This is a genomic window from Paenibacillus sp. FSL R5-0407 (genome assembly GCF_038009185.1).
GTDB classification, from domain to species: domain Bacteria; phylum Bacillota; class Bacilli; order Paenibacillales; family Paenibacillaceae; genus Fontibacillus; species Fontibacillus vini.
The window spans coordinates 1,785,932-1,800,768 of sequence record NZ_JBBPAX010000001.1; the positions used below are offsets into that span (position 1 = coordinate 1,785,932).

The 14,837-nt window shown below is 51.7% G+C and carries 9 protein-coding genes; all 9 read right to left on the bottom strand.

Features of this window, described 5'->3' with window-relative positions; translation table 11 throughout:
• Nucleotides 1-42: 42 nt before the first annotated feature.
• The 9 genes from NYE70_RS08750 to murD all read right to left on the bottom strand — a co-directional run bounded on the left by NYE70_RS08750 (nt 43) and on the right by murD (nt 14,836).
• Nucleotides 43-4,641 carry a pullulanase gene (locus NYE70_RS08750; protein ID WP_341045696.1) on the bottom strand — a complete coding sequence of 1,533 codons (4,599 nt, stop codon included), beginning with the start codon at nt 4,639-4,641 and terminating at the stop codon, nt 43-45.
• Nucleotides 4,642-4,928: 287 nt separating this feature from the next.
• The gene (gene ftsZ / locus NYE70_RS08755; RefSeq protein WP_211019789.1) at nt 4,929-6,050 is read right to left on the bottom strand and encodes a cell division protein FtsZ; all 1,122 of its coding nucleotides are present in this window, start codon (nt 6,048-6,050) and stop codon (nt 4,929-4,931) included.
• Nucleotides 6,051-6,104: 54 nt separating this feature from the next.
• Nucleotides 6,105-7,352 carry a cell division protein FtsA gene (ftsA, locus tag NYE70_RS08760; protein WP_211019790.1) on the bottom strand — a complete coding sequence of 416 codons (1,248 nt, stop codon included), beginning with the start codon at nt 7,350-7,352 and terminating at the stop codon, nt 6,105-6,107.
• A 186-nt stretch (nt 7,353-7,538) separates the two neighbouring features.
• Nucleotides 7,539-8,306 (bottom strand): cell division protein FtsQ/DivIB, encoded by a 768-nt coding sequence (locus NYE70_RS08765; protein ID WP_211019791.1) that lies wholly within the window; start codon nt 8,304-8,306, stop codon nt 7,539-7,541.
• Nucleotides 8,307-8,706: 400 nt separating this feature from the next.
• Entirely contained in the window at nt 8,707-9,987 is a 1,281-nt protein-coding gene (murA, locus tag NYE70_RS08770; protein ID WP_211019792.1) for a UDP-N-acetylglucosamine 1-carboxyvinyltransferase, read from the bottom strand.
• A 16-nt stretch (nt 9,988-10,003) separates the two neighbouring features.
• On the bottom strand, nt 10,004-10,909 hold the full coding sequence (gene murB, locus NYE70_RS08775; RefSeq protein ID WP_341045699.1) for a UDP-N-acetylmuramate dehydrogenase: 906 nt from the start codon (nt 10,907-10,909) through the stop codon (nt 10,004-10,006).
• Between the two features lie 234 nt (nt 10,910-11,143).
• Nucleotides 11,144-12,259, bottom strand: a complete 1,116-nt coding sequence (gene murG / locus NYE70_RS08780) for an undecaprenyldiphospho-muramoylpentapeptide beta-N-acetylglucosaminyltransferase (RefSeq protein WP_341047556.1) — start codon at nt 12,257-12,259, stop codon at nt 11,144-11,146.
• A 4-nt stretch (nt 12,260-12,263) separates the two neighbouring features.
• Complete coding sequence (gene spoVE / locus NYE70_RS08785; RefSeq protein WP_211019795.1) at nt 12,264-13,361, bottom strand: stage V sporulation protein E; 1,098 nt, start codon at nt 13,359-13,361, stop codon at nt 12,264-12,266.
• A 50-nt stretch (nt 13,362-13,411) separates the two neighbouring features.
• Entirely contained in the window at nt 13,412-14,836 is a 1,425-nt protein-coding gene (gene murD, locus NYE70_RS08790) for a UDP-N-acetylmuramoyl-L-alanine--D-glutamate ligase (RefSeq protein ID WP_290407956.1), read from the bottom strand.
• Nucleotide 14,837 lies beyond the last annotated feature (1 nt).

The window sequence follows — 14,837 nt, forward strand, 5'->3', positions numbered from 1 at the left end:
GGTTCATCTTAACCCTTGAGCCGGTTCTCCCGCTTGCTATGTTTAAAACTGTCCCGTTACTTCCATCAGCAAAACTAATACTTTTGCTACCTGATCCCGGTTTGCCTGTTCCTGAGGAGCAAACTTGCCTTCAGGCAAGCCGCCGATCATTCCCAGATTTCTTGCGGCTTGCACGCTGTCCAGAGCAAAACTGCTGATCTGATCTTCGTCCGCAAAGGAACCGATAGAAGGATTTCCTGCCGGCAGGCCGGCGAGGGAATTGCCTTTCAAATATTCGTAGCCCTTCATCACCATGGTAAGCATTTCTTCCCGCGTTACTTTCTGGTCCGGACGGAAGGTTCCGTCTTCATAGCCAGAGACAATTCCGGCCTGCTTCAAGGCGATTATGAAGCCTTGGTAATACGAACCCGCGGCCACATCACTGAACGGCGCAGTTCCTTCGGCTTCACCCATTTGCAGGGCTCTGCCCAGGAAAGCTGTCAACTGCCCTCTTGTTACCGCATTCTGCGGCGCAAAACGTTCGTCATCGATTCCTGTTGCAACGCCACGAGCCACTAGAATCTCAATATAGGTTTTGGCCCAGCTGTCGGAAGAATCCTTGAACGTTTTGTTCGATTCCATTACGGCATAATTCCCGGTGTTCGTAGTATCAAAGCTTACGGCCCCGCTACCGAACTTTCCTCCACGGAACTGAACGTCACCGTTATCGTTCAACTGATATACACCGGATTTTCTCTTATCGCTAAGCTTCTGCATTTCTTCCTTAGACAGCAACAGAGACATCATTATCGGCTTGTTGAATGCCGAGATTTCGATTCGGTTACCAGAGTTGTCTAAGGTATAGCCGGTGAAGGAAAGTAGATTCCCGGCCGGCTTCAGATCTCGTCCAGCGACCCCTGCGTTCGACAACAAGCTTTGCGCTTCGGCCCCGTCAACAACGGCAAACCGAAGGTTCATCTCCCGGATCGTGGAGAGATTCATGGCCATTGGACTTGTTCCGGCCGCAATATTTGCCGTTGCATCCGCCGTCCGTACTTTCAAAGCGATTCCGGCAGCTTCCAGCTTGGCAAGATAGGAGCCGGTCAGCGTCAGTTCCAATGTTTCACCCGACTGTCCGCCGGTGTTAATGACCACGGCTGACCCGGTATTAATTTGATTTAATAGACCGGTCTTCCCCGCTAATTGTTGCCGGATCAAATCCAAACCATTAGTCAACCGATCCAGGGCGGACTGAAGCTGCTTCGGATCGACCTTCCAAACCTTCTTCCCGTCTTTATCCTTCGCTTCATAGGCCGTTACCGTTCCAAGCGTATCCAGCTCTTTCAAAATAGCTTCTGCCGCCTGAGCATCGCTTGCAGGCAGGCTGCCGAGCCGTTTCTTTAAGGAGTCCAAGGAGTTGTCTTTAGATGATGCGGACCCGTTTGACCCGGTATCTCCCCCACCGTTTCCGGGATTACCCGGATTACCCGGATTTCCTGGATTACCGTTATCCGAGCCTTGTGTTTGAATAATTACGGACGTTAATGGCTCAAGTGTTATGGAACTTGATGTAAGCTGGAAACCTGAAGGTTGTGAAACGCCATTCTTGCCAGCCTCATCATTATCGACTAGTACTTTGCCTGAGGTTAAATTCTCCTGCAGGCTCAGCGTTCTCGGCTTACTGTCCGCGTTCACGAATACATAGTAATTTCCGCTGCCATCAGTTGCTTTGTTTTTGTATGCGATGAGCAGATCGCTGTCGACGGCCATTTCAGGCGACTGGATCAGCGTGACATTCTGATCTACAAGCTTCATATCGCCCAACGTAAAGGCATTGGTCGACTTTCTCAGCTCGATCAGTCCTCTCGTATACTCCCTTGTGACATGATTGACAGGGAATTTCTCCGCATCCGTCGCTTTGGTCCAGTCGAACATATTGACCGCATCGGAAGAATCATAGGAATCATGAACGAAATAGCCGAAGGCATTGCCGGACTCATCTTTCAGTTCATGATATTTTTGCTCAGGCAAGCCTTCCCCTTTCCACTGCTTGGTTCGTCCGTATTCCTGCCCCGCATGAAGGAACGCCGTTCCCTGCGAAGTCATAATCAGCAGATTCCCCAAGCGGATGCGCTTATGGATTTCCAGATCATTGGCCGGAACGGCCGGATCCTTTTTGATAGACTGAGCGATGACGTCATAGAGCGGCAGATTGTCATGAGCCTCGATATAGGACACCATATCTCCGGGATCGTCCGCCGGCGTATTGGAAGGCTGAGCCTTGATGTTATTGAATATCGTTTCAATCGGCCTTGCACCGCCGGTAATAAATCTTGGTTCTCCCTCCGAACCGAAGCCGGACTTCAATTCATTCCGGATTTCATCCGAGAATACGCCGACATTATCCGTTTTGTTCATCCAGTCTTGGGTTGCTCCATGCCCTTCCAGAGCCGGTTCCGCAATCCCGCCGCTGAATGTCCGCCAGCCTTCCCCGATAAAGAGGACATCCGGATTGATTTTGACGGCTTCGTCGTAGGCGTTCTGAACGGCTTCATAAGTGGCATCGCCCATCATATCCCAGCGCATGCCGTCAATTTTATACTCGTCGAACCAGTACTTGACGGAGTCCACCATTAATTTTTCGGCCATCTTGTGGTTAGTTGCCAGGTTGTTGCCGAAGCCGCCGACATTATTTCCGTTGGCGTCTTTCCAGGCATAGTAGTCCGGCACGATGTCGTTCAAGAAGTCGGCTTTGGCCATATGGGTATAGACCACATCGAGAATAACGCCCATTCCCGCTTCATGGATGGCATCGATCATGCCCTTCAATTCTTCGATTCGAAGCTGCGGGTCTGCAGGGTTCTCGGAATAAGCTCCATCCGGTGAAAAATAATTGTGCGGATCATATCCCCAGTTATATTCATTTCCTTGTGTCGAGTAGGCGAGCTCTCTCTCTTCCATGTTCATCTCGTCCCCGTAATACCATGCCATAACGGGGAGCAATTGAACGTGGGTGACTCCCAGCGATTTTAAATAATCCAGTTTATCGCCGAACGCTTTATATGAGCCCCATTTTCCATTCAAATCGCCTTCAATGGAAGGATCGGAGGTAAAGTCCCTTACATGAATTTCCCAAACGACAGCATCCTCCCGCTTCTCATAGCCGTCAATTTGAGCAAAGTCATATCCTTCAGGATTCGTGTCGCTCAAGTCTACGATAGCCGCCTTACCGACGATATCACCGTCAGGACCGGGCTTACCGTTCGTATCCACTCGAAATGGCGCCATGGATTTGGCATACGGATCGAGCACAGCCTTTGTAACTCCTTGATTCGTGACAAAGTACTGGTAGAAGTATCCCTTCAAATCGGAGGTCTGAAAGTCGGCAGGAGACGCCTCCGCCGCCCACACCCCCTGGTCTCCCTGAACCAGGTCGATGCTGCCTATGTAACGCGTCGAATCGTCTTTGTCATAGACGCTTGCCGTAACGGAGCTGGCGGTCGGGGACCAAAGTTTGAACGTTACGCCGCCATCGTGGTAAGTCGCCCCCAGATCGTTTCCGTCGTAATAAAACATCTCATCCAGCATTCTCCAACTGGTTGAAGCCGTAACCGTCTTTCCAGAATAGGTCACGCTCAGAGGAAGATGCTCAAGCAGACTTGCGCCGGATACTTCCGCTTCAACCGACGTAGTGCTCGTTATGTTTACTTGATTGACTTTAACTTCTGCTCCTTGGCTATCCTTAATCACAAGTTCATCCTTCAAGGCATCTGGTTCCAGTCCATCCGTCATGGTAAAGCCCAGTAAAAGTTTACTTTCGGACAAGACCTCCGCAGATACGAGTCCTACCGGAACTTCCCCGTAAGGAGAGACATAGACATTGTTGTCGCCTTGCTTAATCCATAAGCGGTTGTACCGATCCATTAGGCTAAACGATTTGTCACCGCCGTCCTTCTCGTCTCCATTATTGCGGTTGACGACCAGGAAACCTATCTTTTTGGCTTCCGGCTGGAGCGGAACATCCACATAGGCGCCATAACGGTCAGTTTGCTCTGCGACAAAAGGAACCGCCCCCTTTGGCCAATCTTCGGTAGGTGCCAGCACGTCCCCCCATAACCAAAGACCGTAGGTGCCATAATTCTGGTCATCGCGGGAGTAATGAATCCGGACCGTGTTTGCAGGCAAATCTACAGGTTCATACGAGTAGACTTGATCCGAACCCGCCTTGATCCAGACCTCGTTCATGGCCGAGGAGGACAGGGTCAGGTTTTTGTCGCCTCCCTCCTTCTCTCCCGTAGTTCGGTGTACTACAAGAAATCCGACCTTCTTCGCACCTTCGCTAAGCTTGATATCGAGGTAATGTCCATAACTGTCGGCTTGATCAGGATTGAAGGCGCTTGCACCGGAAGACCAGTTTTGCGAAGGCTCCGCTACATCACCCCATAACCATATCCCCGTTCCGTCCGTATTCCCGTTGTAGTGGATCCGGACATGTCCGGCAGGCACTTCAGTCGCGACGCCACTCAGCGTTGCTTCGCTTTCTTCTGGAACATAAGGAACTTCCTCTGCAGCTAAACTTAATCCAGCGGAATTAAACAGTAATGAGAGTATCATAAAAAATGAAAAAATGACTTTTCCTTTTCTCTTCTTCCCTAGCTTCATTTTATCCGGCCTCCTGTTTATGCGAATAGAATGTTCAATCTCCAAGTTGCGCAATCGTTTGCGCAAACGGCACTATTCTCCTCCTCTCTATCCTGTAATAGCGGACAAGTCTAATTGCTAAATAATGAAACCGTTTGCATAATATATAACATATCGATTCCTTATTCGTCAATTCTCTAAATAGTTCACGCCAGGCTACCATCCATTAACGGGATGCCGGAAAAGAAAAAAAGACCCCCTCCCAATACAGGGAAGAGGTCTTCGGGGAAGACTTTTGATTATATAGATTATTCGTTATTGTTCCGACGATTCCGGAGGAAAGTAGGGATGTCCAACTGATCCCCGCTTGGCTGGTTCCCGAACGGTCTGAGTGAAGAAGACGTATTGCGGTTCTCCTGCGGTTGTTCGGTTGTGCCTGCAGCAGCAGGCTTGCGGCCCGGTAACATCGGCGGAGCCTTGTGCTCAAAGCCGGTAGCAATCACCGTTACCTTGATATCTTCCTTCATGTTCTCGTCGATGATAGCACCGAAGATCATATTCACTTCCGGATCGGAAGCCGAAATTACGATTTCTGCCGCTTCATTTACTTCATACAACGACAGGTTTGCTCCGCCGGTAATGTTCATAATTACACCGCGTGCACCCTCGATCGACGTTTCGAGCAGCGGGCTCATGATCGCTTTGCGAGCAGCCTCAGCCGCACGATTCTCGCCGGTTGCATATCCGATACCCATGAGTGCGGAACCCCGCTCGGTCATGATGGTCTTAACGTCGGCAAAGTCGAGGTTGATCAAGCCCGGTACGGCGATCAGGTCGGAAATGCCCTGAACAGCCTGACGAAGTACGTTATCCGCTTCGCGGAACGCTTCCAGCATCGGCGTTTTCTTGTCGACGATTTCCAAAAGCCGGTCGTTCGGAATGACGATTAACGTATCTACCTTTTCTTTTAACGCCTCAATACCGATATCTGCTTGCGAGGAGCGTTTGCGTCCCTCGAAAGTGAACGGACGCGTGACGACGCCAACGGTAAGCGCGCCGCATTCTCTGGCAATTTCCGCAATAACCGGCGCAGCACCGGTACCCGTACCGCCGCCCATTCCGGCTGTCACGAACACCATATCGGCGCCCTTCAGCGTGTTTGCGATCAAATCGCGGGATTCCTCAGCGGCCTTCTTCCCGACTTCCGGGTTGGCACCGGCCCCGAGGCCGCGCGTTAATTTATCGCCAATCTGCAGCTTATGTTCGGATTTGGCCAAATGCAGTGCTTGGGCGTCCGTGTTCACCGTAATGAACTCAACCCCCTGAACACCGTTCTCGATCATCCGGTTGACGGCATTGCTACCGCCGCCGCCGCAACCGATGACTTTTATTTGAGCCAAGCTCTCCATTTCAAAATCAAATTCCAACATACTCTTCCATCTCCCCCTCATTGTGCATGGATGGCCCGTCCATCGTAATAATCCTTATATAAATTCGCTGAATAATTTCTTAAGGCGTTCCATAACGCCTGTCTTCCCAACCGTTTCCTGCGGTCCCGCGGGTTTCGGCCGATTCGCCGTTTTCTTCGGGCTTGCATTCCGGATTCGGATGTTCTTGATCACCTTATAAAGGATCCCCACACCTCCGGTAAATCCCGGATCACGCACCCCGATATAATCGGGAACGGCGATCCGCACGGAAGCGGCCAATTCTTGCTGGGCAATCTTCAGCAAACCCGGCATGGAGACGGTACCTCCCGTAAGTATATAACCTCCAGGCTGTTCGTTGTAACCGAGTCGTTTGACTTCCTGGCCGATCATTTGGAATATTTCCTGTACCCGAGGCTCCGCAATCGCGGAAAGATCCTCTTGGGTAAATTCTTTATCCACATTGCTGCCAATGCGTGTTACCTTGAAAGTGACGTCCGGCGCCGCATCCTCCATGGACGCGCAGCCATACTTCAGCTTCACCTTCTCCGCCTGGTCAGTCAGCGTACGTAGGCCGTACGCGATATCATTCGTTATAAATTCTCCCCCAATCGGAAGCGTGGATGTAGCTACAATCGTGCCGCTTTCGAATACCGCGATTGTTGTGGAGCCGGCGCCGATGTCCACCAGTACCGAACCCATCGTCTTTTCGTCCTTGGATAGAGCCAATTGACCCGAACCCAACGACAGAAGAACAAGATCCCGCACCTTAAGTCCGGATTTTTCCACACAGCGAAGCAAATTATGTATCGCCGTTTTGGCACCGGTAATGATGGTCGCTTCGACCTCCAGGCGAACCCCGATCATTCCGCGGGGATCCTGAATTCCTTCTAACCCGTCAACCACGTACTGCTTGGCGACGACGTCTATAATTTCCCGTTCCGGAGGAAGCGCAATCACCTCGGCTGCCTTCAGAACCCGATCGATATCGTCTTCTCCGATTTCCCGGTCTTCATTTTGTACGGCTACAACTCCATGGCTCGTTTGGAGTCCGATATGATTTCCCGAAATGCCGACGTACACTTCCGATATTTGAATACCCACCATACGTTCCGCATGATCCACTGCATTACGGATCGAGAGAACCGTCTGGTCAATATCTACAATCGCGCCTTTGCGAATTCCTTCCGAGTCGGCAGATCCAACCCCAATAATATTAAAGGTTCCATTACTAATTTCCCCAATAATAGCACGAACTTTGGATGTACCGATGTCCAAACTAACAATGATGTCATTGTTGCTCAAGCCCCTGGCACCTCCTATTTCCCATAAAAATATAATGACGTTTGTAAAATGCACTCTCTACTTATTCAACGCGGCTTAACCTTTCCCTCTTTTTTCTACAAATTTTTTACTTCCAAGTTTTGCATAGAATCAGAGAAAAGAGGGGGATAGGAAACTAGCCCATAAAATGTATTTTATCATTGTTTGTCACTCATGAGTAGTATCATTTTCACCTTCCGTCTCCTCCCCGGAGGGCGCATAAGGCAGATAGCTATCGGCCTCGAGCAAGGTCAGCGTCCCGGGATCCTGGGAATCCATGATCAGGTTCATGTACTCCGCTTTGTCAGGCAGGACAGAGATCGCGGAAATGATCTCGAAATGCGACCTGGTATACATTTTGATCCGGTCGGGATAAGACACGGAAGGCGACGGCGTAATTTCCGAAATTTCCGAAATCAGGGAATCCGGAATTTTGGCCAAAGTAGCGCATAATTTTGCTAGATTAGGATCATCCCCGGACCAGCCGGTCAAAATCGGTTTTTCGATCGGCATGGACCCGTTCTTCAGATTGATCTTCGTTCCGTTTGCCAACAAGCCGTTTAAGCTGCCTTCCGCGGAGAGCTCATAGGCGACGACCGGGTATTCCCGAACCGTAATTTTAATGCTGCCCGGAAAAGACTTGTCCACGGTAACTTCTTCGATCGACGGCACTTTCGTAAGCTTGTCCTCAATTTTGGAGGCGCTTGTCCCAAAAAACGGGGCACCCGCCTTCAACCCGGAAATCTCAAGCAGTTCCTGGTCGGACTGATACAGATTTCCTTCGAAAGCAATTTCCGAAATTTTGCTTAAAGACGAACGAAAAAACAACACGCAAAGCAGGATAAGCACCAGCAGGAATAAAACTACCGCCACTTTCCGGCTGCTTTTCTTTTTCGGCTTGGGCTCTTTAAGGATAGGCACGTTAGCTTTTGGCATAATATTTCTCCGATATAGTTTATAGAGGTTGTTCAAAAAGTCACCTTTTGATCACGAAGCATTTCAGGCCCTTAACCGACATCGAATCTTGAATTCAGGCGGGCCTTCCGGTGCTCACGTAGGTTTTGCCTACGCTCCGCTCCTCAGTCCCTCCTTCATCCAACCTTCTCGGTGCTGAAAAGTCGACTTTTTGAACAAGAACTTATAAGATCTGTGCTCCGTTCATCGATTGTCCATGCTAATAAGAAAAACGTCTATCGACGTACTTTCATGAAAGCCAGACCGCGTTTAGAGGAAGTTTTTCTTCCGATATCAGGCAGTTAATACCCCGAAGTTCAAACCTTCTGATATCTTAATAAAGCCCGTATCCCCTCCATCAGGAGGGGACCCAAGGCTTGGATCAGGCCAAATCCAGTTGCTTCAATGCCGGGGTTTCCCGGTGCATTACGCCGCCGAGCTTTTGAAACATCAGCTCGATCCGGTCGTAGCCGCGGTCGATATGATGGATCTGCTCAACAACCGTCTTGCCTTGCGCGGCTAACCCCGCAATGACGAGAGCGGCTCCCGCCCGCAAATCCGTGGCTTCCACCGTAGCGCCGTATAAACGGGGTACTCCGCGGATAAAGGCAGAATTCAAATCCACCGATATGTCGGCGCCCATCCGCACCAGCTCATCCACATGTTTGAATCTTCCTTCGAATACCGTCTCTTTCATCAGGCTCATCCCGTCGGCAAGCGACAGAAGCACCATCACCTGAGACTGCAGATCGGTAGGAAAAGAAGGATACGGTGAAGTAACGATCCGTTCAACCGCCTTGGGACGTCCGGTGCCGCTTACGGTTATTATATCATTGCACGATCCGATTTGAACACCGGCCCGGCGCAGCACATGGAACAGCGAGGTCAGGTGCGCCGGATTGCAATGGGTAAGCGTCACCGTTCCGCGTGTTGCGGCAGCCGCAATCAGCGCGGTTCCCGCGACGATCCGGTCGGGAATAATCTCGTAATCGCAAGGCTCAAGCGATTCTACTCCCCGAATCGTGATCGTATCCGTTCCGGCCCCCATCACATTTCCGCCCAATGCATTTAAAAAGTTCTGCAAATCTTGTATCTCCGGCTCTCTCGCTGCATTCGTAATCACCGTAGTGCCTTCCGCGAGCGCAGCCGCCATCATAATATTCTCCGTCGCTCCAACGCTGGGGAAGTCGAGATGAATATCGTTCCCCTTCAGTTTTGCGGCCCGGCACCAGATTTGATGATCGTTTTCTTCGATGACTGCTCCTAAAGCCTCCAAGCCTCTCAGGTGCAAGTCAATCTTCCGTTCTCCAATCGCGCAGCCGCCCGGCTGATAGATACAAACTTCCCCGAACCTTGCCAGAAGGGGGCCCATGAGGAAAATGGAGGAACGCATTTGCTTCATCAAATCTTCCGGCACATGACAGGAATCCGCTCCGCTCGAATCCACAATAATCGTGTCGTCTTTATGAACTGCATTGCAGCCCAAACGGTTCAAGATCCCGAGCATGACGTCAATATCGAGCAGACGGGGGACATTTCGAAGTTGCACCTTGCCTTCAGCCAGCAGGCTGGCTGCCATAATCGGCAGTGCGGCATTTTTCGCTCCATGGATACGAATGGATCCTGATAGGGGTCTCCCGCCTTCGATCACCAATTTGTCCAATGTATCACCTCCGAGTTTACCGTTCACCCACGAAGAAGACCTCCGGCACCAGTGCGACTTCAAATTTGGAAAAAATGGTGGCCTTGATTTGCTCCATGAGCCTAAGAACGTCCTCTGCTGTCGCTTGCCCGGTATTGACGATGAAATTGGCATGCAATGTGGATATTTCGGCTCCGCCAACACTATGGCCCTTGAGTCCTGCGGCTTCAATCAATCTTGCCGCGTGATCGCCCGGCGGATTGCGAAATACACTTCCGGCACAAGGCTGCTGTAGCGGTTGGGTTTTGCGCCGCCGGTCCTTATAGGCCGCCATGGCTGCGGCAATCTCCAAACGATCGCCGGCCTCCAGCGTAAAATTAGCCCGGGCCACAATTCCGCGCCGTTCATGCAAGATGGAATGCCGGTATGCAAACTCCATATCCTCAGCGCCGTAAGTTACCAATTCACCTGTCTCCAGAACAATTTCAGCGGATTTGAATATGCGTGACACATCGGACCCGTGTGCGCCGGCGTTCATATACACGGCTCCCCCCACTGTTCCGGGTATTCCGCCGGCAAATTCCAGACCGGTCATTCCCTGCTTTCCGGCCATGATGCTTAATCTGACGAAGGATGCGCCTCCGTCTGCCTCCACGTCCGTTCCCTTGAATTCGATCTCCTCAAGCCCTGTACCTAATTTGATAACGGCGCCGCGAATGCCTTTATCCGATACGAGCATGTTGGAGCCCTTGCCCACCGTCATCCAGGGAACCTGCTCTTCATGAAGCAGGCGGACGAGGTTCGCAAGTTGTTCTTTATTTTCGGGAACGATCAAGGCGTCAGCGGGACCGCCGATTTTCCATGTTGTATATTTCGACATCGGTTCGTTAAGCAACACCGTCCCGACTTCTTGGTGTGATAGTTTCGATATCCACTGCTGCATCGCAAAATCCCTCCCTGATTAACATCCGGAATCCCCGCCCCGCTTAAGCGCAAGGCCTGGGTTCCGGTATTGCCGCCCGGCTAAAGCCGGCGCCCGGGTCCATAAGAGACCAAGAAGAAATGCATTCGTCTTCCGAGATCCCATTGAAATGAAGAATGTCACGATTTATAGGGTATCTTATGCCTTCCTTATGGAGAGTGTGACAATCGCCCAGAACCAGGGCTTGCGGACGACTTATGAACGACCTGACCCGGTAAGACGCCGGATTTCCTCAACGATCAAATGGGCGGAATCCGGCTTCCCGAGTTTTCTTGAAGACTTTGACATGGATTCATGCCGCACTTTGTTGCTCATAATCTCTTGAACTGCTGTGAACAGTGCTTTACCGGAAAGCTCCGGCTCTAAAATAACCCGGGCCGCTCCGGCTTGTTCCAGCGTTCTGGCATTCTTCTCCTGGTGATTGTTCGTCACGTTCGGCGACGGAATCAGAATCGACGGGATGCCAAGGGCCGTCATTTCAGCCAGGAAGGAAGCGCCGGCTCTGTTCACGATCAACGACGTTGAAGCCAACACTTCAGGCATATTATGCACGTAAGGCAGCACCTGCAAATTGCGCGGCAATGCGCCGGTTTTGGCCTGAATGGCCTCCAGCGTCGGCGCATAGTAGTTGTCTCCGGTCACATACACAAAAGAAAGATGATCCAGCTCCTTTAAATATGGAGCCATATCGACCATCGCATCGTTAATGGCTTTAGCTCCCCGGCTTCCACCGACAACGAGCACGATGGAACTGCTTGCGGGCAGTCCCAGCGATTCAAAGCCTTTGTTTTTATCCGCCTCAAAAACGGTTGTCGCCCGGGGATTTCCCGTATAAATAATGTTCCGCGCCCCGGGAAAGGCGGTCTCGGAGCCTTCGAAGCTGACCGCCACGGTAGAGACGTATTTGCTCAGAAAACGGTTTGTCAGCCCGGGTACCGCATTTTGTTCATGTATGATGCTCGGAATGCCAAGCTTGGCCGCCGCATAAACGACAGGTCCGCATACATAACCGCCCGTGCCGATCACTACGTCCGGCTTAAATTCGCGGAGCATCTGTTTGGACTTTCTCACGCCTTTGAGAAAGCGCATGACGGTTTTCATATTTTCAAAAGAAAGCTTCCTGCGGAAGCCCGTAATATCTATCGCTTTAAACGGAATCTCCGTTTTCGGAACCAGAGAGCTTTCCAGCCCTCTCTCTCCGCCGATATATAAGAACTCGGAACCGGGAATCTCCTCAGCACATCTGCTTGCTACGGCCAGCGCAGGATAAATATGTCCCCCCGTGCCGCCGCCGCTCAGTACGACGCGCATATTCTCACCTCGCATAACGGGATAAATTTAGTAGAATGCCAAGTGCCGTCAGCATCAAGGTCAGGGATGAACCCCCGTAACTGATGAGAGGCAGCGTAATCCCCGTGACCGGCATGAGGCCAATGACAACACCGATATTGATAACGACCTGAACGCCTACCATACCTACGATACCGACAGCCAGCAAACTGCCGAACATATCATCAATCGTCATCGCTACCCTCATGCCCCGCCACACCAGGATCAAGAACAGCAGAAGGACCAGCAGCCCTCCTATGAATCCCAACTCTTCGGCCAAAATAGAAAATATAAAATCCGTTTGCGGTTCCGGTACGTAGCTGTACTTTTGCCGGCTCATGCCCAGGCCCAAACCGGCCAATCCACCCGGTCCGATTGCATAAAGGGACTGGATGATCTGATAGCCCGCGCCGAGCGGGTCGGACCAAGGATCAAGGAAAGCAGTAATCCGCTGCAGCCGGTAAGGCGCAGCCAGGATGAGCCCAACGAAGCCTAGAGCCCCTACGGCGGCCAATCCGGCGAGGTGCTTGATCTTCGCGCCGGCCGTAAACACGATCAGCAGCGAGGCACCCAGCATTACTGTACCCGTACCGAGGTCCGGTTGAAGCATAGTGAGGCCGAACGCGGCGCCGATGATGCCTAGCGGCGGAAGCAGGCCTTTGGTGAAATGGGTGATTCTATAATCTTCTTTACTTAGCCAATAGGATAGAAAAAGAATCATGCCCAGCTTCATAAACTCGGAAGGCTGTATGCCGAACGAGCTGATGCCGAGCCAACTTCGGGCGCCGCCGCGCACTACCCCAATACCGGGAATCAATACGATGACAAGTAACCCGAAGCAAATCAGGAGCAGCACCTTGGCGTATTTTTTCAGAATCCGGTAATCTACGTTCATCGTAAAAAACATTGCTACGAAACCAAGAACAGCAAACAAAGCTTGACGTTTTACAAAGTAGAAGGAATCGCCGTAATCATGGAAAGCGAGTACGGAACCCGCACTGTAAACCATCACAATTCCGATTGCCAGCAAGCCGAAAATGCTGGCCATTAACCAAAAATCCGGTTTGTTGCGGCCTTTGACCATCGCGGAAGCCACCTCTTAACAAGGAAGTAGGGGCTTTTCCACCCCCCTACTTAAAGGGTATGCACCGCCTCTTTAAAAATGCGTCCACGCTCTTCATAGGACGAGAACATGTCCCAGCTCGCACAAGCCGGCGAGAGCAACACAATGTCCCCATCCTCGGCCAGGCCAGCAGCCTTGGAGATTGCGGTCCGCAGCGTTTCCGCGGCGCTGTCTCCAGTATCGACCAGCTCGATGTCGCTTAGACCCGCTAATTCGGCTACTCTTCCGATTTTCTCCTTCGTCTGGCCCAAAGCTACTATTGCCTTCACTTTATCTTTGAAAACAGGAAGGAGTTCCATATAATCGGAGCCCCGATCAAGGCCTCCGGCGATCAGGACGATCGGCTTATCCAGGGCGCCGAGCGCCATCGCGGTCGCTTTGGAATTCGTGGCCTTGGAATTGTTATAATAAGCCACGCCGTCTCTAACTTCGACGAACTCCAGGCGATGCTCCACGCCGCGAAACGTACGCAGCGGCTCCGCAAGCGACTCCGGCGCCGCGCCGGCCGCTACGCAGGCTGCAACCGCAGCAAGGGCGTTCCCTACGTTAAAACGGCCCGCCAGGCCGATTTCCGCCGTTTCTACGATCGTATGCTCCTGTCCTTCCTCATCGCGGTAAACAACGCTACGGCTAAGTCCGTCCTGTACATCCGGAACGTAAGCCGGTTTAACGTATACCCCGGCCGTACGCAGCTCCTCCGTCATCGAGAAAGGCAGCAGCTTCGCCTTGATGTAAGGCACCAATTCTCTGCAAACGGGGTCGTCCCAATTGATAACAGCCGTATCTTCCTCCGTTTGATTGGCAAAAATCTTGGCCTTGGAGGAAATATAATCGTCCATCGTACCGTGATAATCCAGATGCGTCTCGGCGATGTTCAGCAAAACAGCCACCTCGGGACGAAATTCCCGTGTCCCTTTGAGCTGGAAGCTGCTGAGCTCAACGACCAGCCAGTCTTCAACGTCGGCCGTCTCGGCCGCTGCACAGAGAGGCGTCCCAATATTACCGGCTATGACCGGGGACAGACTCGCCGCCTCCAGCATGTTGCCGATCCAGGTCGTTGTCGTCGTCTTACCGTTGGATCCGGTAATGCCGATCATCGGCGCTTTGGACAAATGATAAGCGACCTCCACCTCGCTCACGACCTCGATTCCAAGCTCAAGTGCCTTAGCGACTGGCGGTGCCGTGTAAGGAATGCCTGGGTTCTTGACGACCAGTTCTACAGCAGGGTTAATCAGCCCTTCCGGATGCCCCCCGCATACAACAGAAATTCCCAAAGCCTCCAATTCGGATGCTTCGGGACTCTCTTCCCTCGACTTTTTATCGTTGACCGTGACGACTGCGCCGCTCCGGTGTAGGGTTTTGGCGACCTGCACGCCGCTTTTCGCTAGACCGAGAACAACCACTTGTCGTCCCCGGTATTCATCTGGATGTTTCATC

Coding starts and splice junctions, on each gene's coding strand:
- murD (WP_290407956.1), bottom strand. CDS start 14,836: ATGAAACATCCAGATGAATACCGGGGACGACAAGTGGTTGTTCTCGGT.
- murG (WP_341047556.1), bottom strand. CDS start 12,259: ATGCGCGTCGTACTGAGCGGCGGCGGCACGGGGGGACATATTTATCCT.
- NYE70_RS08750 (WP_341045696.1), bottom strand. CDS start 4,641: ATGAAGCTAGGGAAGAAGAGAAAAGGAAAAGTCATTTTTTCATTTTTT.
- spoVE (WP_211019795.1), bottom strand. CDS start 13,361: ATGGTCAAAGGCCGCAACAAACCGGATTTTTGGTTAATGGCCAGCATT.
- NYE70_RS08765 (WP_211019791.1), bottom strand. CDS start 8,306: ATGCCAAAAGCTAACGTGCCTATCCTTAAAGAGCCCAAGCCGAAAAAG.
- murB (WP_341045699.1), bottom strand. CDS start 10,909: ATGCAGCAGTGGATATCGAAACTATCACACCAAGAAGTCGGGACGGTG.
- ftsZ (WP_211019789.1), bottom strand. CDS start 6,050: ATGTTGGAATTTGATTTTGAAATGGAGAGCTTGGCTCAAATAAAAGTC.